The sequence below is a fragment of the Anaerorhabdus furcosa genome, assembly GCF_900167375.1.
In the GTDB taxonomy this organism is placed as follows: Bacteria; Bacillota_I; Bacilli_A; order Erysipelotrichales; family Erysipelotrichaceae; genus Anaerorhabdus; species Anaerorhabdus furcosa.
The window spans coordinates 517,373-540,142 of the sequence record NZ_FUWY01000001.1 but is presented as its reverse complement, the minus strand read 5'-3'; the positions used below and the strand labels follow the sequence as shown (position 1 = coordinate 540,142).

24 protein-coding genes and 1 other annotated feature are annotated in these 22,770 nt (G+C 31.6%); of the genes, 17 read left to right on the top strand and 7 right to left on the bottom strand.

Annotation, left to right across the window (positions count from 1 at the left end):
- The first annotated feature begins 63 nt into the window (after positions 1–63).
- Positions 64–266: a binding site (T-box leader), on the top strand.
- 37 nt (positions 267–303) lie between these two features.
- The 9 genes from metG to B5D14_RS02625 all read left to right on the top strand — a co-directional run bounded on the left by metG (position 304) and on the right by B5D14_RS02625 (position 9,052).
- Positions 304–2,226 carry a methionine--tRNA ligase gene (gene metG / locus B5D14_RS02665; protein ID WP_078711034.1) on the top strand — a complete coding sequence of 641 codons (1,923 nt, stop codon included), beginning with the start codon at positions 304–306 and terminating at the stop codon, positions 2,224–2,226.
- A 40-nt stretch (positions 2,227–2,266) separates the two neighbouring features.
- A complete protein-coding gene (locus B5D14_RS02660) occupies positions 2,267–3,502 on the top strand; it encodes a Gfo/Idh/MocA family protein (RefSeq protein WP_078711033.1) in 1,236 nt (411 codons plus the stop codon).
- Between the two features lie 99 nt (positions 3,503–3,601).
- A complete protein-coding gene (locus B5D14_RS02655) occupies positions 3,602–4,315 on the top strand; it encodes a type II secretion system protein (protein WP_078711032.1) in 714 nt (237 codons plus the stop codon).
- Positions 4,316–4,502: 187 nt separating this feature from the next.
- Complete coding sequence (locus B5D14_RS02650) at positions 4,503–5,819, top strand: GNAT family N-acetyltransferase (RefSeq protein ID WP_159443701.1); 1,317 nt, start codon at positions 4,503–4,505, stop codon at positions 5,817–5,819.
- Positions 5,820–5,822: 3 nt separating this feature from the next.
- Positions 5,823–6,527 (top strand): DUF5131 family protein, encoded by a 705-nt coding sequence (locus tag B5D14_RS02645; RefSeq protein WP_078711030.1) that lies wholly within the window; start codon positions 5,823–5,825, stop codon positions 6,525–6,527.
- A gap of 79 nt (positions 6,528–6,606) precedes the next feature.
- Positions 6,607–7,491 carry a helix-turn-helix transcriptional regulator gene (locus tag B5D14_RS02640; RefSeq protein WP_159443700.1) on the top strand — a complete coding sequence of 295 codons (885 nt, stop codon included), beginning with the start codon at positions 6,607–6,609 and terminating at the stop codon, positions 7,489–7,491.
- Between the two features lie 6 nt (positions 7,492–7,497).
- On the top strand, positions 7,498–8,214 hold the full coding sequence (locus tag B5D14_RS02635; protein WP_245289551.1) for a GyrI-like domain-containing protein: 717 nt from the start codon (positions 7,498–7,500) through the stop codon (positions 8,212–8,214).
- Position 8,215: 1 nt separating this feature from the next.
- Positions 8,216–8,629: a DUF3788 family protein gene (locus B5D14_RS02630; RefSeq protein WP_078711027.1), complete on the top strand. Its 414-nt coding sequence runs from the start codon at positions 8,216–8,218 to the stop codon at positions 8,627–8,629.
- A 9-nt stretch (positions 8,630–8,638) separates the two neighbouring features.
- Positions 8,639–9,052 (top strand): DUF3788 domain-containing protein, encoded by a 414-nt coding sequence (locus tag B5D14_RS02625; protein ID WP_078711026.1) that lies wholly within the window; start codon positions 8,639–8,641, stop codon positions 9,050–9,052.
- Positions 9,053–9,075: 23 nt separating this feature from the next.
- On the opposite strand, the gene B5D14_RS02620 is transcribed toward B5D14_RS02625, so the two are convergent.
- The 5 genes from B5D14_RS02620 to B5D14_RS02600 form a co-directional block, all read right to left on the bottom strand.
- Positions 9,076–9,891, bottom strand: coding sequence for a MerR family transcriptional regulator (locus B5D14_RS02620; RefSeq protein WP_078711025.1), 816 nt, complete (start codon positions 9,889–9,891; stop codon positions 9,076–9,078).
- Between the two features lie 112 nt (positions 9,892–10,003).
- On the bottom strand, positions 10,004–10,348 hold the full coding sequence (locus B5D14_RS02615) for a DsrE family protein (protein ID WP_159443699.1): 345 nt from the start codon (positions 10,346–10,348) through the stop codon (positions 10,004–10,006).
- Positions 10,345–10,755 carry a VOC family protein gene (locus tag B5D14_RS02610; protein ID WP_078711023.1) on the bottom strand — a complete coding sequence of 137 codons (411 nt, stop codon included), beginning with the start codon at positions 10,753–10,755 and terminating at the stop codon, positions 10,345–10,347. Before B5D14_RS02610 ends, B5D14_RS02615 begins: the two co-directional genes overlap by 4 nt.
- Positions 10,756–10,842: 87 nt before the next feature.
- Positions 10,843–11,388, bottom strand: coding sequence for a DJ-1 family glyoxalase III (locus B5D14_RS02605; RefSeq protein ID WP_143254373.1), 546 nt, complete (start codon positions 11,386–11,388; stop codon positions 10,843–10,845).
- On the bottom strand, positions 11,385–11,927 hold the full coding sequence (locus B5D14_RS02600; RefSeq protein ID WP_159443698.1) for a CYTH domain-containing protein: 543 nt from the start codon (positions 11,925–11,927) through the stop codon (positions 11,385–11,387). Before B5D14_RS02600 ends, B5D14_RS02605 begins: the two co-directional genes overlap by 4 nt.
- Before the next feature lie 49 nt (positions 11,928–11,976).
- Here B5D14_RS02600 and B5D14_RS02595 point away from each other — a divergent pair, with 49 nt between their 5' ends.
- From B5D14_RS02595 to B5D14_RS02580, 4 genes are all read left to right on the top strand, one after another.
- A complete protein-coding gene (locus tag B5D14_RS02595; RefSeq protein ID WP_078711021.1) occupies positions 11,977–12,747 on the top strand; it encodes an NAD kinase in 771 nt (256 codons plus the stop codon).
- On the top strand, positions 12,747–13,316 hold the full coding sequence (locus B5D14_RS02590; protein ID WP_078711020.1) for an NUDIX hydrolase: 570 nt from the start codon (positions 12,747–12,749) through the stop codon (positions 13,314–13,316). Before B5D14_RS02595 ends, B5D14_RS02590 begins: the two co-directional genes overlap by 1 nt.
- 42 nt (positions 13,317–13,358) lie before the next feature.
- Positions 13,359–14,906, top strand: coding sequence for a PTS sugar transporter subunit IIBC family protein (locus tag B5D14_RS02585; protein WP_078711019.1), 1,548 nt, complete (start codon positions 13,359–13,361; stop codon positions 14,904–14,906).
- Between the two features lie 82 nt (positions 14,907–14,988).
- A complete protein-coding gene (locus B5D14_RS02580) occupies positions 14,989–16,014 on the top strand; it encodes a PH domain-containing protein (RefSeq protein ID WP_078711018.1) in 1,026 nt (341 codons plus the stop codon).
- A gap of 52 nt (positions 16,015–16,066) precedes the next feature.
- Here B5D14_RS02580 and B5D14_RS02575 read toward each other — a convergent pair whose 3' ends face one another.
- Both B5D14_RS02575 and B5D14_RS02570 read right to left on the bottom strand, forming a co-directional pair.
- Complete coding sequence (locus B5D14_RS02575) at positions 16,067–17,461, bottom strand: hypothetical protein (protein ID WP_078711017.1); 1,395 nt, start codon at positions 17,459–17,461, stop codon at positions 16,067–16,069.
- Entirely contained in the window at positions 17,458–18,882 is a 1,425-nt protein-coding gene (locus B5D14_RS02570; RefSeq protein WP_078711016.1) for a hypothetical protein, read from the bottom strand. Before B5D14_RS02570 ends, B5D14_RS02575 begins: the two co-directional genes overlap by 4 nt.
- Positions 18,883–19,065: 183 nt before the next feature.
- Between B5D14_RS02570 and B5D14_RS02565 the strand changes: the two genes are divergently transcribed.
- From B5D14_RS02565 to B5D14_RS02550, 4 genes are all read left to right on the top strand, one after another.
- Positions 19,066–19,737 carry a hypothetical protein gene (locus tag B5D14_RS02565; RefSeq protein ID WP_078711015.1) on the top strand — a complete coding sequence of 224 codons (672 nt, stop codon included), beginning with the start codon at positions 19,066–19,068 and terminating at the stop codon, positions 19,735–19,737.
- 307 nt (positions 19,738–20,044) lie between these two features.
- Complete coding sequence (locus tag B5D14_RS02560; protein WP_078711014.1) at positions 20,045–21,394, top strand: hypothetical protein; 1,350 nt, start codon at positions 20,045–20,047, stop codon at positions 21,392–21,394.
- Complete coding sequence (locus tag B5D14_RS02555) at positions 21,384–22,088, top strand: Bax inhibitor-1/YccA family protein (protein WP_159443697.1); 705 nt, start codon at positions 21,384–21,386, stop codon at positions 22,086–22,088. The genes B5D14_RS02560 and B5D14_RS02555 overlap by 11 nt, the downstream gene beginning before the upstream one ends.
- Before the next feature lie 27 nt (positions 22,089–22,115).
- Positions 22,116–22,769, top strand: a complete 654-nt coding sequence (locus tag B5D14_RS02550; RefSeq protein WP_078711012.1) for a hypothetical protein — start codon at positions 22,116–22,118, stop codon at positions 22,767–22,769.
- The last annotated feature ends 1 nt before the right edge of the window (position 22,770 follow it).

The following is a 22,770-nucleotide window of genomic DNA, read 5'->3' as shown; positions in this document are numbered from 1 at the left end:
TATAAGAACAATTGAAAAAAGAAGTTATTCTTTACTTAATATCACTTACTATATATAATATCGGTACAGGCTAAGAATAGAAGAGTATCTTGATTATAAAGCAAAGAGAGTATGTGGTTGGTGTAAACATACATGAAATAACAAGAGAACATGGTCTAGGAGCCGATCATTTGATAAGTAAAATGAGACGTGCCTTCGCGTTAAGAAGTTGAGTGTATACTGTAAAGTATAAATTAAGGTGGTACCGCGTAAATCACGTCCTTAGGTTTAAGGGCGTTTTTATTTTATTAGGAGGAAAGCAAAATGGAAAACAAAGGAAAGTATTATATTACAACGGCAATTGCATATACATCAGGAAAACCCCACATTGGGAATGTATATGAAATTGTTTTAGCAGATGCAATTGCACGCTATAAAAGATTAGTTGGATATGATGTTCGCTTTCAAACAGGAACAGATGAACATGGACAAAAAATAGAAGATAAAGCAAAAGAAGCAAATAAAACGCCACAAGAGTATGTGGATGGTGTGGCTGAAATCATAAAGCAACAATTTGATGGTATGAATGTATCCTATGATAAATTTATGCGCACAACAGATCCTTATCATGAAAAACAAGTTCAAAAGATTTTTAAGAAATTGTATGAACAAGGTGATATTTATAAATCAGAATATGAGGGTTTATATTGTAAAGATTGTGAATCATTTTTTACAGAGTCTCAATTAATAGATGGTAAATGTCCAGATTGTGGTAGAGCTGTTGAACCAGCTAAAGAAGAAGCTTATTTCTTTAAGATGAGTAAATATGCAGATCGTTTAATGAAACACATTGAAGAAAATCCTCATTTTATTCAACCAGAATCACGTAAGAATGAAATGGTTAATAATTTTATTAAACCTGGACTACAAGACTTGTGTGTTTCTCGTACATCATTTAAGTGGGGAATACCAGTTGATTTTGATCCAAAACACGTTGTTTATGTTTGGATTGATGCACTTACAAATTACATAACAGGTCTAGGATTTGATCTTGATGGTAATCATGATGAGCTATTTAAACATTACTGGCCTGCAGATGTTCATTTAATTGGTAAGGATATCTTAAGATTTCATACGATTTACTGGCCAATTATGTTAATGGCTTTAGATATTGAACTACCAAAACAAGTATTTGGTCATCCTTGGTTACTTGTAGGTGAGGGCAAGATGAGTAAATCAAAAGGAAATGTGATTTATGCAGATGACTTAAGTCGCTACTTTGGTGTTGATGCGGTTCGTTATATCATGCTACATGAAATGCCATTTGCTCAAGATGGAACAGTAACTTATGAATTAATGATTGAAAGAATCAATTCAGACTTAGCTAATATTTTTGGTAATTTAGTTAATCGTACAATCTCAATGACCAATAAATATTTTAATGGATTAGTTGAGAATACAAAATGTGTTGGTGAGTTTGATGAGGAATTAATACAAGTTGCAAATGATACAGTAATTCATGTAGATAAAAAAATGGATGAATTAAAAGTTGCCGATGCAATTGATGAAATTATTACTTTATTAAGAAGAAGTAATAAATATATTGATGAAACAACTCCTTGGTCTTTAGGAAAAGATGAAGCCCAACATGATCGCTTAAAAACAGTTTTATACAATCTACTTGAAAGTATAAGAATTGCAGCAATATTAATGAAACCATTCTTACCTGAAACATCTGAAAAAATTCTTAATCAAATAAATACAAACAAACGTGATTATGAATCAATTCAAAATTTTGGACAACTTGAATCTGGAATTCATGTAACAGATAAACCAGAAATATTATTTGCACGTTTAGATGAAAAAGAAATACTTGAAACAATTGAAGCAGAAACTGTAAAACCACAAGTTAAGGTATCAAAATTACCTGAAATCACTATTGATGATTTTGCGAAGGTTGAAATGGTTGTTGGACAAGTTATTTCATGCCAAAAACATCCAAAAGCAGATAAGCTACTTGTGTCTCAAATTGATATTGGTGGAGAGATGAGACAAATCGTTTCTGGAATTGCTCAAAGTTACAAACCAGAAGACATGGTGGGTAAGAAAGTAGTTGTGATTATTAATCTTAAACCAGCAAATCTTCGTGGTGTTGAATCTCAAGGGATGATACTTGCAGGAGCAACAGATAAGAAAATTGAAGTGTTAAATATCCAAGATTTACCTCTGGGAACACAAGTACGATAAAGCTCGATTATTCGAGCTTTTATAATAAGGAGAAAAGACAATGAAAACATGCGCAGTAATTGGAGCGGGACTTAGAGGTCAATACGCATACCCACCTTATGTCAAAGAAAATGGCGGACTAAAATTTGTTGCGGTTGCTGACTTAATTCCAGGAAGAGTTGAGTCATTCAAGAAGGAATATCATATTCCAGATAAAATGTGTTTTGAAAGTGGTGAAGAATTGCTAAAACAAGGGAAACTTGCGGATGCAGTTATCATCGCAACGATGGATCAAGATCACTATGCTCAAACAATTGAAGCCATTAAATTAGGTTATGATATTTTACTTGAGAAACCAATTTCACCAAATCTAAAAGAGTGCTTAGAAATTGAAAAACTTGCAAAAGAATACAATACAAAAATTATTGTTTGTCATGTATTGCGCTATACACCTTTCTATAAGAAGATAAAAGAACTATTGGATGAGAAAACAATAGGTCAAATTATTAACGTAGAAGCAATGGAAAATGTAGGGCATTGGCATCAAGCCCATTCATTTGTAAGAGGTAACTGGAGAAAAGAAGAAACATCTTCTCCAATGATTTTACAAAAGTGTTGTCATGATTTAGATATTTATACTTGGCTAATTGGTAGCGAGGCAGAGTCATTATCTAGCTATGGTGATTTAGCTTACTTTAAAAAAGAAAATGCACCAAAAGATGCACCGATTTGTTGTTTAGATCATTGCCCAAACAGAGATAACTGTCGGTATGATGTATATAAAACATATCTAACAGAACATATTGGATGGCCAACGAATGCGATAGGTACAGATATGAGTTTGGATGGAAGAGTAAAGAGCCTTAAAGAAACGATGTATGGTCATTGTGTATTTCATTGTGATAATGATGTAGTAGATCACCAAACAATAAACATTAAATATAAGAATGGTGTTATCATGACATTCACAATGACAGCCTTTACTGAAGAATGTGATCGTACATTAAGAATAATGGGGACACATGGAGAAATAAAAGCAGCTATGAATTCTGGAGTAATTGAAATAACAGAATTCTTAGGTGGAAATAAGACGATAGTGACAATAGAAAAACAAGATAAGGGACATGGTGGCGGAGATTATGGCATTATGCATAATTTTATTGGCATATTAAATGAAGAAATGACGAACTCTAATCCAATAAGCGGATCTGTTCATTCACATGTTTTAGCATTTGCATCAGAAAAGTCAAGAAAATCTGGGGAAACGATAAACATTAAAGAGTATATAGGAAAGTAAGCAAATAACCATTTTTTGACATAAACAGTAAATAAAGTTAAAATTAGGGTGTAAAATTTATGAAATTCATTGAAATGATGTTAGTTGGGAGAAAATATCATGAAAAAGAAAGGATTTACACTTATCGAGTTAATCGTAGTGATTGCGATACTCGCTGTTTTGGGCTTGCTTATTGTACCAAAGGTATTTGGATATATTGAGGCTGGAAAGAGTACAACATGTGCTAATAATAGAAAACTAATAGAACGAGCTATTCTTGTGGCTGAAAGTAAGGGAGTTGATTCAAGAACACTTACAACAGTTGATGCAATTCAAAATGTAGATGGCGGATTATATGCTGGTGGAGAAGTTTGTCCAGATAAAGGTAAAATTGCTATCAATAAGGGAAAAGTATATTGCACAATACATACTGGTATGACAATTGGTGTCGATATTTTTGATATAAACCACGATCTGGAAGATTTATCTACAATTGGTGATTTAAACATAGGTAATGGTGATGTTATATTTTGGAATGGTACTTACTATATAAATGTAAAGGGTAAACCTAATTCAATTACTCCTGCTGATAAGGCGGAAATTGAAAGAATTAAAAAAATGAGTCCAGAACAGTATTTAAGTGAATATTGCGTAAAGGTCAATTTTGATAAGTACTATGATGAAAGTTCAGGAGAAAAACCAAAAATTGGGGATATTAGGAAAAATACTGATATTTCTGGAGATCATTATTTTGTATATTATCCAAATGAATCAAATGTGGATGACCGATATAACTGGATTTATATTCAGCCGAAACCACGAAAATCAAAGTAAGATCTAGTTATTAATAATGAATAAAACAATAAAATGAATGAAACTTGTAGATTTAACAAGAAACATTCATTTTTTTTATTTGTAAATTATTATTAGAATTCTCATCTTTTCTTTTAGGTTTGAAGTAAATGGTTTATTATAATATAAACATGTTTTTTCTTGTTATAGAATAGTGAAGGTGATGTATGTGAAAACATTAGAAACTAGTCGATTAATACTTCGACCATGGAATTTAAAAGATTTAGATGACTTATATGAGTATGCATCAATGGAGGATGTGGGAATACATGCAGGTTGGCTAAAACATGATTCCATTGAAGTCAGTCAACAAATATTGCAATGTTTTATCCAAAGTCATAGTGAATATGCAATTGTATTAAAAGATATAAATAAAACAATCGGATCAATTGGAATTAAAAATGAAATACTCGAAAAATATAAAGACCTTGATCAAAGAGCCATTGGATATTGTTTAAGTAAAGATTATTGGGGTCAAGGAATAATGACTGAAGCTGTTAATCGTATTCATCAATATTTATTTGATGATGTAGGTGTCGATTTGTTGTGGATTGAGCATTTTAAAGGAAATGATAGATCAAGTCGAGTAATCATAAAAACTGGGTATCACTATGAAGAAGATGCTATATTTGATGCAGTGCAACTTGATAAAAAAATTGAATGCAAACGATATGTTATGTTCAAAGAGGATTATCTGAAAAAAAATGGTTTAAGAAAAGAATTTCCTATTTTGGAATTTGATTCCAATCCCAATGCATTTATCAATCCTTCAATTGTGGAAGAAGACAGCAAACCACTGTCAAAAAATCTAGTTGTGTGTTTCTTTCAAGATGTTTTAAGAGCACTACTAGCTGAAGGAATTATTGAATTATATGAAATGATTTCAGGTGAGAATCCTTGTCCAGTGTATCGCTTTAAAGATTATGACTGTATGATTATGCAAGGTGCAGTAGGTGGAGCAGCGTGTGGTGGTGATTTAGAAGAAACCATTCAACTAGGTGCTAGAAACATCATGTTTTGTGGTGGAGCAGGTTCATTGCACAAAGATATTACAGTGGGCAAAATTGTGTTGGTTGATTCCGCAATAAGAGATGAGGGGTTATCTTATCATTACATGGCACCATCAAGAGAAGTTCGATGCAATGATCGAGTATTATCTTTTGTAGAAAATCAGCTTAAAGAGAGAGAAGTGTCATATATAAAGGGAAAAGTATGGACTACGGATGCATTTTATAGAGAAACAAAAGATAAGATTGCATTACGCAATAATGAAAATTGTCTAATGGTTGAAATGGAACAAGCAGGATTATTTGCAGTAACCAATTTTAGAAATGTTAATTATGCCGCACTAATTTATGGTGGCGATGATTTAACTAGTGATAAGTGGGATCAACGCGGATGGAAAAACCGTAGTGATGTTAGAAGAGATTTATTGTTTCTGTGTAAGGATATAGTTCTTGATATAGATAAACATTATAAGGAGTAAAGTATGGCGATGTGGAACTTGTGGCATGGATGTCACAAAAAAAGTGAAGGATGTTTGAATTGTTACATGTTTCGTGGTGATTTTAAACGAGGAAACAATCCTGAAGATATCCACAAAACAAACTCATTTTATGCACCCGTTGCAAAGAATAAAAAAGGGGAATACAAAATAAAAAAAGGATCCATGATTTGGACATGTTTTACGTCAGACTTTTTTATAGAAGAAGCTGACCAGTGGCGTGAAGAAGCATGGCAGATGATAAAAGAGAGAAGTGATTGCCAATTTTTCTTTATCACGAAAAGACCAGAGAGAATTGAAAAAAATCTTCCTGCAGATTGGTTAGATGGTTATGACAATGTATGGATAGGGGTAACTTGTGAAACACAAAAACGTGCAGATGAAAGACTACCCATTTTTAAAGCTCTACCAATTAAAAAGAAAAATATTATTTGCGAACCGATGCTAGAAAAAGTTGATTTCAGTAAATATTTGGATGATGATATTTATCAACTTGTCTGTGGAGGAGAATCAGGAAGTAAGGCAAGACCATGCCATTTTGATTGGATATTGGATTTGAAAATGCAATGTGAGAAAGCAAATGTCAATTTTTGGTTTAAACAAACAGGATATCGATTTGTGAAAGATGGAAAAATGTATCTTGTTCCACGAAAATTTCAACATTCCCAAGCAAGAAAAGCGAATTTGTAGAGCCACGAATGTGGTTCTTTTTTAAATATGACAAAAGATGTCAAGTTAAATGTATAATAATAATTACAGAGGTAATCATATGTCAGCTGAAAGATTATTTAAAATATTAAATCGATTAATCGATAAAAACACATGTACAGCACAAGAACTTGCAGAAGAATTAGAAGTATCGATACGTACAATTTATCGTGATATTGATACACTAACACTTTCTGGTATTCCAGTTATTACAACACAGGGAAAAGGTGGAGGGATTACATTACTAGACAATCACATCATCAATAAAACCTTCCTAACATCAGTTGAGCAGGAACAAATCATTATGGCATTGCAAAGTATTCAAAACACTTCTGCCAGTTCATCAGAACTTGTTTTGAAGTTAAAAAATTTATTTCGTAAGGATACAACGAACTGGATTGAAGTAGACTTAGATGATTGGGGTATGACCAATAATGTATTTGAAATCCTAAGAGAAGCGATATTAGAAAAGTATGTAGTTGAATTATCTTATTGGGGATTAAGTGGAAAAAACACGATAAGAAAAGTAAAACCAGCACGACTGGTATTTAAAGGTAAAGCTTGGTATTTACAAGGGTATTGTTTAAATAGAAAAGATTATCGTACTTTTAAACTTGTAAGAATAGAGAAAGCTCAAATTACAGAAGAGAGATTTACAGATATTCTTAATCCACCCAAAATAATATCAGAAGATGATTCGAATTATGAGAAAGTAATTTTACATTTTGATTATCAATACAAAATGCGTATATTAGAAGAATTCATGGAGTCACAAATTCAATTTTTAGATAACTGGATAGAAGTAGTGATGGAGGTACCCATTGATACTTGGATTAAAGGATACGTTCTATCATTTGGATCACATGTGCAAGTAATCGAGCCTACACATTTAAGACAAGAAGTTGAAGAAGAAATAAAGAAAATGATAGAAAATATTAGTCACTGACAAAAGATGTCATATTTAATATGTGAAGATGAAGTAGTAAAGGAGAAAGTAAGAAGAAATTCTTACTATAAACAGTATATGGTAAACAGTATAGATTATAAGAAATTAGAAAAGGAGTATTACATTCCATCTACAAAACCAAGTATTATATCAATTCCAAAGATGAAGTTTATTGTAGTTGATGGTAAAGGAAACCCAAATACGTCAAAAGAATATAAGGATGCACTTGAAATACTTTATGGATTATCTTATGCAATTAAAATGAGTAAAATGGCAGGAAATCAACCAAAGGGATACTTTGATTATGTTGTACCACCACTTGAAGGATATTGGTGGTTAAAAGATAATGTCTTTAATGGAATCGGTGTCTTTGATAAAGATGATTTTGTTTGGCGATCAATGATTCGTCAACCAGATTTTGTAACAGAAGAGGTATTTGAGTTTGCGAAACAACAAGTATTAAAGAAAAAACCAAACATCGATTTTAGTAAGACAAAATTTGAAGAAATTGAAGAAGGATTGTGTGCTCAAATCATGCATAAAGGGTCATATGATGATGAGCCTGAAACGGTACTTCAACTAGTAGAATTTATTAAAGAAGAAGGATATATTGAAGATATGGAAGAAAGACATCATCATGAAATCTATCTAGGAGATCCAAGAAAAACAAAACCTGAGAATTTGAGGACAGTAATAAGACATCCAATTAAGAGGGCAAAATAATATGATGGTAAATGAACTTAATCAAGAAGAATTAGAGTCGATTATTGGTAAAAAGAAAACCAAGCTTTTTAAAAAATTAAATAGTCAAATTCATAGGTTTTATCAACTGGATGAACTTTGGTGTACTGGGGGTAAAAATTGGGACTATGAGTACAAGATAAAAAGTAAAAGCAAGTCTTTTTGTTCGTTTTTATTTAAAGAAAACGTTCTTGGATTTATGATAATATTTGGTAAAGATGAAAGAGTTAGTGTAGAAGAAAAACGTCTTCAATTTTCAAAAGAAATTTTAGAAAAATATGACAATGCTTCGACATTCCATGATGGCAAATGGGTTTTGTTTGAAATAAATAGTGATAATCTAAATGATCAATTTTTAAAACTCTTAGAAATAAAAAGAAAACCAAATGTGAAATAGGAGATTCATATGTGGAATAAAGAAGATAGTAAACAAGAACCTTCCCTTATCGATTATAGTGAGCATGTTAGGAATAGGAATTGGGATAAATTCATTGAATATATGATGGATGAATATCATATAAAACCTAAATTTGAATTTAGTAAATGTTGCCCCTATGGTTGGAATATAAGCTTTAAAAAATCAAGCAGAGCATTGTGTAGATGTTATCCACTAGATGGATACTTCATTGTTCTTGTTGTGATAGGGAAAAAAGAAAAAGAGCGATTTGAATCAACGCTAAATTCATTCTCGCCATACATGCAAGAATTAGCTCGTTCAACAAATGAAGGAATGGGTCAAAAATGGCTCATGATAGAAGTTGAGGATGAATCCATTCTTGCTGATGTTAAACAATGTATAAAAATAAGAAATGAAAACTGATGCCTATTTCCGCATCAGTTTATTTAATTAATAGGGTAACAAATCTCTGTGACAAATTCATTTGGGTTTTGAGTTTGTCCATAACCCACATGATAGATTGAAAAATCAGGTCCAATAATTTCGTAGTTGTGTTCTGAGATCCAAGTAGCGATATGGATACATACTTCTGTAATATGTTCATATCCACCAGTAAAGGTAACTGATGCTACTTTCATTGGATCAATTGTTTTGAACTTTATATTTTCTGTATCTTGATAGTTTCCAGAAACTTGAATTCTAATTTCGGCATCAACATCTTTTTCTTTATAACCATCATCGTAAAAAACAGTCATTGTCTTTGAATCATTTGGATAATTAATTTTCATATCAAGTGCACTTAATTCACTGGTTAATCCTTTCCATAACAAACCTTCATCTTGGTAAGTTGGAATGATTCCTCGTTTTGCCATGACTTTCATAGCAGGTAATTCTTTTACTTCAACTTTATAACTCATCAACGTTTCCTCCTGTTTGATTTTGTTAATTGTTTTTGTTAAAGAATCAATTTTCTCATTCAAGGATAGTTTTTCATCTTTCATCTCATCTAGCTGTACTTCAAGATATTGGATAATATCTTTCCCGTTTTGAAAAGTAGATAGAATACGTTTTATTTTTACTGTAGAAAAACCAAGATAACTTAAGTAATGAATATGCATTGCAGTTTTGAGTTGTGTTGGTTCGTAATAGCGATAGCCATTATCCTTTACTAAGATTGGTTTTAATAAATCTTGTTCATCATAAAAACGCAACATTCTTATACTAATTCTGGATAGTTTTGAAAAGTCTGATATCTTTAACATTTGGAGGTCCTCCCTCTGAGCTCAACTATAGTGTAAAGTATATCATCATGGTAGAGTCAATGGTTATTTCAAAATAAAAATTCTGTTTGAAATTAATCAAACAGAATCGTTGTTATGGTTTAATGTATGAATAGCCGTTGAATTGTTTTTCAGCTAAATAAACAACACCAGAGGGAATCGTGTGAATATTTTCAAACAATTCTTTTGGATTGATACCTAGGCCTTTCAATGAATGCTCACAGGCTACTACTTGAACATGGAGAGAAATACAATTCAAGAGTTCTTTTTTATAGACAAAGGATGGATTGACTAAATCTGCAACAGCAATACTATTCGCAAGAATATCAATTTCATAACTTAACTGATGTTTTGAATAATATTCGATCATGTTGTGTACATTACTAATTAATAGACCCCATGAATCTGGATGGTCAATATGAAAAACTACTTTTCTCATTGAAATACCAATTGCCATGTTACTTGATATTTATCAGTAACCCATGCACATTTTGTAATGTTAATGGTATCTGTAATTATAGACTCTGGGCCCATCATAACAGTTCCATCCTTAGATAACTTATTGAATAAATCATCAAACTCTTTCTCCTCTTCAAGTTCCATATAGAAAGATGTTGCCCAAGATGTAGTAGGACAATACTCTCTTTCCATATCCATGGCCATAAACGGAGTATCATAAAGCGTAAAACTTGCATTAAGTACATCGCCTTCTACACCACGATCTTCGTTTGTAACATAGATAATGGATTCGATATTTGAGTTAGGGAAAATACTTACATAGAAGTCAATTGCTTCTTTAGTTTGACCACAAAAGGTAATAAATGGAATAATTTTATTTGGATACATATAGGTGCTCGTTTCTAATGAGGTTATCTCATAATTTCATAGTAAAACAAGATGAAAAAGAATGCTAATGATATGATATGCATTCTTTTAATATTGGATTTGTTTTAATACTGTTTCAGCTGTTTCTTTATCTTGAATATTGTTAATAATGCATGCAGCAAACTCGATTGCAGCACCTAATCCTTTACCTGTAATTATATTTCCATCTTGCACAACTTTCTCATCGCTTAGTAATGCACCAGTGCATTTATCTCTAAAAGTAGGGAAACAAGTTGCTTTTTTATTTTGTAGTAAACCTAAAAAGCCAAGGATACTAGGTGCTGCACAAATAGCACAAAGTAGTTTTCCCATTGCATGATGATTTAAAATTACTTTTTGAAGTTTTTCGTTTTCTTGTAGATGGGTAGTACCGGGTTGGCCACCAGGTAAGACAAGGACATCATATTCATTAAAATTAATATCCATAAAACATTCATCCGCAATTATTTTTACGTTGTGTGAACTAATTACCTCTAATTCTTGATTCATTGAAACAATATCGATTTGAATGTTTGCTCTACGCAACAAATCTGTAACAAGCAATGCTTCACATTCTTCAAATCCATTGGCACAAAAAATAGCACATTTCATCATGAAGTCCTCCTTGTTTCTAAGCAGCGTTGTATTTTGGTTCTTTTGTTGGGTATATAGGGAATTTGTGTTTCGTTTAAGATAGTCATAAATTCATTGAACGTATCAACAGTGGAGTCTTTTAATTCGTATTCTACTTCATAATCCACAAGATCATTGTATTCATTTTTATCAATACACAATTCTGCATGTTCAAATTCAACTAAATGCCGAATTGTAAAAAGGGAACCTTTTTCTTCAAGACCATTAATGTGGTATTGATTTAAAACTTCTTGTACAGAAGGCAAACTTAAATCGTTTGATTCAATAGGGAATTCAATTTCAGTGTTTCCCTTTTCTTGTTTAATCTTTAATGTAAAATAATATTGATCATTAATCTCGCGTATTCTACAAGCCATGCCTCGTTCTTTAAGGGAAGGTGTTGTATCGTAGTAAGTATTATTTTGAAATATTACGTTATGATTTGGATAATGTTCAAGTAATCGATTAAACTGTTCTAGAGTCAAAGATACTTTGTATTCAATCTCCAATTTTGAGTGCATTTTATCACTTCCTTCTATGATATAATAACACATATAAGGAAGTGAGTTTATGAAGTCATTCGTTGTTGTACACCGCCCAGATCCACAATCAGAACAATTAGCGATTTATTTAAAAGAAAAACTAAGTTGTTCTCTTGCGTGGGATGAGGAAAATCCCGAGATTTGTTTTACAATTGGGGGAGATGGCACATTTATATATGCAGTAAAAAAATATTGTGAGAAGTTAAACACAGTAAGCTTTGTAGGAATCCATAGCGGGACTTTGGGTTTTTTCACAGACTATCTTAATTCAGAAATTGATGAGTTAATTCAAGATGTATTAAACAAAGATGGAAAGATTGTGGAATCACAACTTTTAGAAGTAACAATAGATCAAAAAGAAAAAGTATACGCAATCAATGAAATGCGTGTAGAGAATAGTATTCGCACACAGATATTGGATATTTATATTAATGATGAGAAACTTGAAACCTATAGAGGTACCGGAATTTGTGTTTGTACACAACTAGGTTCAACGGCGTATAACCGTTCTGTTCAAGGCGCAATTATTCAAGAGGGATTACCTGTGATTCAGGTAGCTGAGATTGCAGGAATACATCATCGAGAATTTCAATCACTTGGTTCACCCATTGTTTTAAAAGAAGATAGTGTAGTCCGACTTGTATCTGATAATTTTGAAGGGGCACTTTTATGTACTGACTCAAATAGTCAAAAACTTGATGGTAAAAGTGAAGTTGTGTGTCAATTAAGCAATCGAAGTGTTCGCATGATGCGCTATCGCCATGTATCTTATTTAGAAAGATTGAAGACATTATTCTAATGATAGGAATTGAAGCAATCAAAAACTATATACCTCAAGATAAACAAGAAGAAGAGGATAAGAAATATATTTTAGAAATGGCTGAAACTCATAGCAATATCTTTACACGAGATTGTTTAGAAGGTCATATGACAAGTACAGGGTTTGTGGTAAATCAAGAACATAACAAAGTCCTCATGGCATTTCACAATATTTATCAATCCTATTCTTGGACAGGTGGGCACAACGATGGCGATGAAAACTGGGCTTACGTAGCTGAAAAAGAGGTACTAGAGGAAACAGGATTAGAAGAAGTAAAACAAATATCATCGATTATTTCATTGGATGACTTACCAGTTGAAGCTCACATTAAACGTGGCAAACCAGTGATAGCACATCGTCACTTTAATGTAACTTATGTCTTCGAGGCAGATGAAGAGGCAGCTCTATGCATTAAAGAAGATGAAAATAGTGCATTAAAGTGGATTCCATTTGATGAGATTGAAAAGTGGGTAAGTGAAAAAGAAATGATTGTCGTATACAAAAAAATCATTGAAAGAGTGAAAAACCTTTCACATTCCTTACGTTGAATCAAAAAGGCAAAAATGATATGATAGACTGCGAGGTGGCGTATGAAGAGATGGCATACATTTTATGAAGTATTACAATTACCATTGAAAATGCTTTTTCTTGCGATTCTATTCCTAGGAATAGGGAACTTAATTACAAATCCTGTATTTAGTCCTTATTGGAGCATAGATAATCAATATGTAATATTATTTGCGGAAGCAATCACAAGAATAGGCAATTTCCTTGTAATATATTTTCCTTTCCTTTTCTTCTTACGGTTAGTATCAAGAAAAAGTAATGGGATTACTACAATTCTTATTGGATTGATGGGGTATTTTACATTTATTATTTTTACAATTTTCTTTGCAAGTTCAACTTTACCTTCAACTGCATTCTCATCGTTGTTTGGTATTTCACTACCAACATCACAATTAGCTGCATTTGCAGGGAAGATACAATATCCTGTTCAAACAGGAATGGTTGGAGTTATTTTAATTACAATTACAACACGTATTGCTTACAAACAATCAAGAAATAAATCTTCTTATGGTTTATTTGCGTTTGTGGATCGTGATATGTGGGCAATGATTTTAAATTTTATTTACTCAATAATTGTTGCGTTTGTGGTTTGTTTTATTTGGCAATATCTATTTCAAAGCATTGATCAAATGTCTAAATTTATTGCGAGTGATATATCAAACCCAATTAATATTTTCGTTTATGGGGTATCGGATCGTTTGTTCTCGGTATTTGGCTTAGGATCATTTATTCGTTCACCATTTTGGTATGGTAGTCTAGGTGGTACTTGGATTAATTTAGTGGGAGAAAGTATTGCGGGCGATGTTGGAATTTGGACAACAATGGTTTCACAAAACCTTGTACCTGCAACAGCTGGCCGATTTATTACTCCATATTATGTATTGAATTTATTTGCTATTCCTGGAATGATTTGGGCTTTCTATACGGTTTATACAGATAAAATTGAGAAAAGAAGAATTAGGTTATTCTTTGTTTTAGCAACAATTGTTTCGTTGTTTTCAGGAACACTATTACCTTTAGAAATCTTATTAATCTTGCTTTGTCCATTACTGTTCTTGTTCCATATCACCTATACAGGGATGTTGTTTGGATTATTCCAAGCCTTGAAAATCGCATTGGGATTTAGTTATAGTGGCAATGTCGTTATAGGACTCCCGGGAAATATCTTGGAATTTATGAATTTTGTTCGTAATCCAAATTATAGTAATGTTGTTATTACGATTGCAATTGTAGGTGTCATTAGTTTGATAGTATATTTCTTAGCTACGAAAGTATACTTTAAATATCTAGCGGTTGATTTATTCAACAGTGGGTCAAGTCGTCATGTTGTTGACAAGACAATTGAGGCGATGGGTGGCACAAGCAATATCAAAATGCTTCAAGCTTCAATTAATCGTTTAACAATTCAAGTTTTTGATCCATCCATATTAAATTTATCAATTCTAGCTGATTTAGGTGCAACACGAATAGTAGAAACTAGGGCAGGATATTCTATTGATTATGGAGCAGGTTCAACCATGATTAAGCGAGGAATTGAAAAGCAATTAAGAGCTGTTCAAAAAAACACATAAACCATCAGAAATGATGGTTTTTTTCAAAGGTTGCATAAAATCGATGTACAATGTAAACTATTTAAATGCATAGGAAGGTTGAATGTCTATGAATGAAAAACAAGGGATATTACCAATCGTTATTACAATATTAAGATACATAGGCACTTTAGTTTGTATTGGTGTTGGTATTTTTATAAGTTTGGGTAATACAAATTCTATGGTTGGAGCAACAATGGCTTTTATGTGTGCTATTATGTTGTGCCCACTTGTTGATTGGGTATTAAATAAGATGAATTTGCACTATGACACGTCATTTAAAGCACTCGCGGTAATTATCATTGTAGTAGTGGATATTGTGTCATCTAAAAGTCAATATTGGTTATGGATTAATTTAGGTGTATCACTAGTTTTGATAATTTCGTTTGGAATTTTATCCAATATCAAAAAGCCGAATAAAGCTAAAAAAGAGCGTATACACAAAGAGGAATCTAGAGAAGAAGTGGTTTCACCTTATCAAATGCCAATTGAAAATTATGGATATAGTCCAGAACCACAATTTCAAAATGAGATAAAAACACCATTACCAGAAAAACCTAAACAACCTGAAAAATCACTATTAGAGAAATTCACAATCTTTGAGGAAGAAGAACCTGTTCAAAAACCTGCCAAGATTGAGTTGATTGATACACCAGAGAAGTGTTATGAATATATTATGAACCACGGGTATGGTCAAGGCTTTGACGAAAGTGTAATTCTTGAAAACACGGCGTTAATTCTACATGTACTATCACCAAAAGAGAAAATCTTATTCACATTTATGGGCAACCATCAATATGTATCTGAATTTAATCATTTAGGTGCTTATGCATATGCCCTTACAAACCGTAGATTAATCTTTGCGAAAAAAGGAAGTAATGGACAAAGTATTCAAGCAATGCCACTTAGTAAAATGGAAAGTGTTACTCTTAGAAAAGGAGTAATTGATAGTGTTATGACAGTTAAGTCAGGTAATACGACAATAGCTGTAGGAATGGATAATGATAGTTGTAGAAAAATTGCAGCTAGAATTCACCGCTTTATTGAAGAAATTCACCGCTTAAAAAAAGCACAAGAAAAGAAAATCTAAATAAAGAACCCCATAAAGCTCACTCGCTGTGACTTTTATGGGGTTTTATAATTTATAAGGATTTTATCGATACAATTTTAGGTGTGTCACCCGCTGTATCAATTATAATCTCAAGAGAATCAAATTGATTTTTAAGAGAATTAATTACTTCAGGTAATGAACTTTTTTTATGAATAAGGAAAAAATTTCCTAAGTTATTGAGTATATAATCGTTATTTCTAACACCTGCATAGTCTTCTCTTACAAAATAAGGTAGCACAGTGTAAATATGTGATGTTCCATTAGTTTTTATTGATTCAATGTAGATGCCATTCAGTGTCATTTTGTAGTCACTTGCGTAATGAAGTAACGTAATATAAGCGTCTAAATCCAAACTTTGGCTTACATAGTAAGAAAGCAGACGATCCTTATCAATTTGGAAATGTATATTTGATGAGAAGCGTTCTGTAAATAATTGATTCAGATAATTAGTAGAATAAAAGGTGTAACGTTGATTGTCTGGGATATCTATCGATGTAAGAGGAAATAGTTCACTTGTGTTGGAAAAATAGCATGAAGTATTTTTACTTTTAATGCGAAGTGATTCTAATTGAGAATAATATGGATCGGATGTATTTTCCGGTTTATAACAGGTATATTCACCGGGATACAGTTGATTAATATAAGAAAAATAAGTTTCAAATGAAATATCATCAAAAGAAGTTATGGGGCTATCAATAAATGATGCAAACGCCACCAATTGCATCTCTTTATCTAAGTTAAGTATTTTTGTAGGTTCATCATCATTAATTCTTAATGTGATATGAGAATATGCTGAACTAGGCAAGAATCGGAAAAATTCAGAAGTTTCATCTATTATGGGAAATGTTTTATATTTATACAAAACGATTTCATCATGAATGATAGAGGAAGCTAACGAGTTGGCAGAAGCGGTGGAATTGAAGAGGGAGTTATATTCAATGTATTGATTTTTGAAGTAGGGTAGCAGGTTTAGTTGATAGGATTCGTCTAAAAGTGCAGGAGTATTTGTTTTTGTATTCAATATGATATCCGACGTAGGATCATATGAGAGAAATAAATCTGGTTGATTGTTTTGTCTTAATACTGAATGGATAAGCTTATCAGTTAATCCTTTTTCCGTAAATTCATATGAATAAATAAGAGTATGTATTTTTCCATCAATGATTAATTTATCTTTTATCTTTTGTTTAAAATCAAATCCTTTGGAATAATTCAAAGAAATATAAAGATTATCTGAACTTAATATTAAGGATTTATTTCCTATTTTGTAACTTAGAAAATCATTGTGATGATGAAAGTCCTCATTTTGTACAATCGATTGGATAATTATCTTTTTTTCTTTATCTTTTAAAATGACATTTGTATTGTTTGAGGTACATCCACCTAAAAGTAATAAAGTACATAGTAACAAAATTATTTTTTTCATTTTGACTCCAATCTAATTTTTTTTGCTGAAAGTATTCGATAGAAATCCAAGGCATCGTTATTTTCTAAAGTAAGTTCCCAGGATTGAAATTTATCTAAATGATCCACAATATACTCATTCATATTGACTTCATTAAAAATTAGTTCAGGATATAGTATTTCACCTTCACCTGTTTCAATATAACAATCTTGACTATTTAATAACCAATTAAAATTAACGCGATAAGGTGTGACATGTAATAACAACTTATTATTGGAATTACTAATTACTTCGATATATAATTTATCAAAAGCTTCATAGTTTAAGTAACTCTTTTTATGATTAATAAAATATGCATTATTTTCTTCGATTTGAACAATTCCATCAACTCTAAGTAGTGTTTGTTCAATGTTGAAATTTTGAAAATTTGCAAAAAGTGCAGATAATTGTAGGTTTAATGTTGTTACATCCAAACCTTGGATGAAATAAAGGTTCAAATTTTTATCTAACGTGAATGTGAATTCATTCGTTTCGAAATTCGTTGTGCATTTCTGCTTAATACAGAATATGTTTGGCTTAATAGATAGTAGTGTTTGGAGTAAACTATCTCTTTGATAACAAGTTGAATCGTTAATTTCATTCTCCAAGTAAAATAAAATAGATGCAGTATTGTATAATTTCGCGGTATCCCAATTTGAAACTGAGAAGTATTCATCAGGAACTAAAAAGAGAAGTTTATCAAAATGAGGGGTGTATGCCGTATCATAATTCGCGTTATCAGAATCAACATTATATATGGTTGAGATTTTTTCAATGTTAGGATTATAATACAAAGGACCAAAATTGATTAAAGATAAAAAACTATCTTTAAAGGATTGCAATGATAATAAGAATAAATGAAAACTTTGATATTCATCAACCACTTGATGAATGATTTCCAATTGTAGACGATCATCGAGTTCAAGATTCGTAGTATTGTAAAAATTGTAAGACAGCGTGTTGTTGTTATTATAGACAATATCAAAAGGTTCATCCTGATTTAATTGCACCTTAAGATAAATGCCTCGAAAGTATGCTTCGCTATCAATGGATAATTCCAAATTAACTAAAGTAGAACTGCCCTTTTCATCATATGTAAAAGAAATATCATCAAAATTATATACCAAATCAATTTCACCTTCATAATTAATAAGAACCTGTATCTTTCTTGACCCATTTAAGTTAATGGATAATCCTAGTTCATTGATATCCCAGTTTATATCATCGAGGCTATTTACAAAAGGTGTGAAATAATTATCTTCATTAAAAAGTTTTTTTATTTCATTTTCTTCATAGGTTGTAAGCTTAAAAGTGGATGAATCTGTTGAAACCAGAAGATTATTTTGAGTAGAACATCCACAAAGGAGTAATCCACAAAGTAAATAGTTAACTAAATTTTTCATATATTACCTCTAATAAAGTTTACATCAGTAGACTCGAAATAGTCAACAAGAGGTTATGGTTATATGAATGTTTAACTTTTATCAAAATTGCATCAATTTGGCAACTAAAAACTAACTTTTCACAACTTTGACAAGAAGAGGCAATATGGTATAATGATTAGGCACGCAAAGGAGAAATAAAACATGAAGAAATTCATTTTTATGCTCTGTTTGTTGGTCTGTTTCTTGGGTTTAAGTGGATTTAAGTCTGAGGAATTTACAATAGAAAATCTAGATCAATACAACAAAGAGTTTAAAACAGAAGAAATTGAAGTTTGTTCTACATCTTCAACAAAAACATATATGCCTTATACTGCGATTACTGCAAAAGGGTCAAAGCAATATAAATACATTCAAAATCACATGACTGTGGATCCAACTACAGGTATGTTATATGATGAGGATGGATTTATAGGTGCGGCACTTGGATACAGTTTTGGTGATATTGGATCAAGATATTACTTTACACTTGATTCAGGCATTATCTTACCTATCGTTAAAGTTGATGCAAAAGCTTCGCAAGATGCTCCTAATGGATGCTCACACGCAGCTGACGCAAGTGTAATCGAGTTTGTTATTGATTCAGCTATCGCAACAGAATACTTTGGAGCTGGTCCTACAGGATTAGTAAAACAAGGTAACTTCAACAATGATTCTCGATTCAAAGGAAGCATTACAAAGATTGAAAAAGTATTGGGCGAAAAAATTGAAGAAGGTGTTTACTACGAAAAATCAGTAGATACTCAAGAAAGTGAAAAAAATCTTATCGGTGAAGCTGATACAGAACTTCAACTTGTTGGCGGAATAACACAATAAAGAGTTAAAATAAAGCCTGTTGACTTAAAAATAGTCAGCTGGTTTTTTTGTGCAATTGGATGAGTGAATTTATAATTAAAAACATGTAATTAACCAGTAAAACGAGCAAATTAACCTAATCTAACCATAATATAACCAGAAAAAAGTAAACTAATTAAGAACATACTGCGGATTTTAAGAAATCGGTAAGTATACTTTTGATGATATTTGAAGAAGTTAAACTAAAAATAGCTTCTTAACAATAGATAGCGATGTTTTCTAAAAAAATACATTGAAGGTCAAATTAATTTGTAGGGGAGAATAAGTAATGAAAAAAATAAAGTCACTGTTATTTAACAGTTCTAAAAAACTTTTGATTTCTTTAGTGGTATCATTGGTTTTATTAGTAATTGTTCCAGTGCTAGGCTCAACAATAGGGCAGTCAAATGAATCGCTGGAGTTTGTATTTATAATAGCGTTGGTATTAGTAATATACGCTGCATTGATTTTCTTAATTTTAGTAATCATTGGATTAATTCGATATTTAACAACAATGAACCTTTTTAAGAAAAGAATAAAAGAAGAAGGTATTGAAATTGATGAAGAAGAATTTGAATTAGTTCATAAACGTCTTTATGTTTCTAAAAATTATATTCTTTATAACTTATTAGGGGGATCATTTGTCTTACATAAAACTTGGATTGATCGAATAGAAGACAAAGAAATATTTAAAGGGAATACATTTTTACCAGTTATAGAAATAATGGCGAAAAATAAAAAGTACATGATTCAATATAGCATGAAAAAGAAATCGAATCGTGAACTTGCAATGAATAAATTGCAATCAATGGTAAATCCACTTGCGATTGTTCAAAAATCAACCGAGGAAAATGTACAACCAAATCAAAAGACAAGTGTTAACCTTACAGAGAAACAAGGTGGATTGAATCTAATTACATTTGCGTTGTTATCAGTAATTTTATTTGTCATCTTTGGCTTTGGTTACTACTATGTCAGTGAAAATTTTATGAGTAAGCAAAGTCCTACCATAAAAGATGAATCAAATAATGATAGTCCGTTTAGAAATGTTGATTTTAGTGAAAATGGTGAAATAGAAGTAACATATGAAATCATCGATAATGAGACAGTACTATATTTCTATAACAATTCAGAATATGCATTTAAGGGTAAACTCATGGTTACAACAGATAGTGCCATGGAAAACATTGAAACTTATTGGATAAGACCACAAGGATATGATTATGTACCATTGAAAAACAAAGGTACACCAGAGCAATACAACATTAATGTTGAGCTATATCGTGAATTGGTGAAACCAAGTACAGTGGATTATTATATTTATTTCTCTACACTAGTGGATGGTTATGCATTCGATGTAGTTGTAGATGAAAGCATGTCATTAGATTCAATTAAAGAAATTGCAATTGATCAAGGAATGTATTCGAATTTGGAAGAAGTGGCAAGTCTTAAACTACTGTTCCATGATATGGATGTAGCAACTTTTCTGCAAGAGTCACCACCTGAAGACTTAAGTACACTTCGATATATTGTCGAAATTAATACAGGAACAAAAGAAGCGGTTATCTATGAAGCGACACAAGATAATCAACAAGAGATTGAAAGATTCAATTATGAGGAGGCTTACAATGAAAGATAGTTTATATTTAGATGCTTATTCTTTACAAAAGCACATGGTTAAAAGTTTTATTTGGATGGCATTGGGACTAATTATTACAGCAGGGGTAGCGTTTGTTATGTATGACACAGGTGCTTACTTCCAAATTATGTATAGTTTAGCTCAATCAGGACTAAGTATTCTATTTTTATTACCATTATTTATTCAATTAGGGGTAGCCATCTTCTTATCATCAAGATTATATAAAATGGCTCCAATAACTTCAAAAGTATTATTTATTGTTTATTCAGTAATCACGGGTGTAACGTTTTCAACACTACCAGTTATCTATGGTATGTCACAAATATTTACAGCTTTCGCATTGACATCGATTTTGTTTGTATCCTTGGTATTCATTGGGATGACATTAAAATTTGATTTAACAAAATATTCAAGTCTATTACTGGGTGGGCTAATCACATTAGTTATCGCATCAGTAATTGGTATGTTTATGAGAATTGCAGCTTTTGATATGTTCATCTGTTATGGAGGGATCTTCTTGTTCTTGGTGATTACTGCATACGATGTACAAAAGATGAAGAAAAATTATGAAATTGCACAACAGGATGAAACCATGTTGGATAAGTTAGCTATTTATGGAGCGTTCGAATTATATTTAGATTTTATTAATATCTTCTTATATGTACTTCGAATTCTAGGAAGAAAAAGCAACTAATTGCAATTTGTAGAGAGAGGGAAGAAAATGAAGAAAATAATCTTAAGTTTATTGGCATTACTTTTAATTACAGGATGTACAGCAGCACCAAAACCAGTAGCAACACCAGAACCTACAGTTGAACCAACAGTGGAACCAACACCTACTGCTAACACAGAGACAGGTAATTATGAAAAAGGAACATGGACAGATACAGCGTATGAAAGTAAAACATTAAACATTCGTTTTACATTACCAGAAGGTTGGGCTATACAAAGTGATGAATACCAACAAGCTATTTTAGATGCTGGTTCAGAAGTAATGGGAACTGAAGGAGAAACTCAAGAAGATCTTTACTTAGAGTTCTTATTAACATCAGCAAATGGAAAAGCTAATGTTCAAGCTATGTCTTCATATGTTGGACCTATGGCTAAATCATTTTCTCTTACATTATTGTCAGAGACTATGAAAGCTCAATTAACTGCAGTTGAAGAATTTAACTATGAAGTTGTTGAAGAAGGAACAGTTAATCTTGGTGGAGAAGAATATGGATTTATCTATCTACATGAAACAAACTATGATCTACACCAAAAAGTTTATTTTAGAGTTGTAGGAGAATACTTGTTCAATATTACTGTAAGTGCAGATGAAGCAAATATCGCAGATGCTGATGCATTTATTAGTAGTATTGCAGCATATTAGT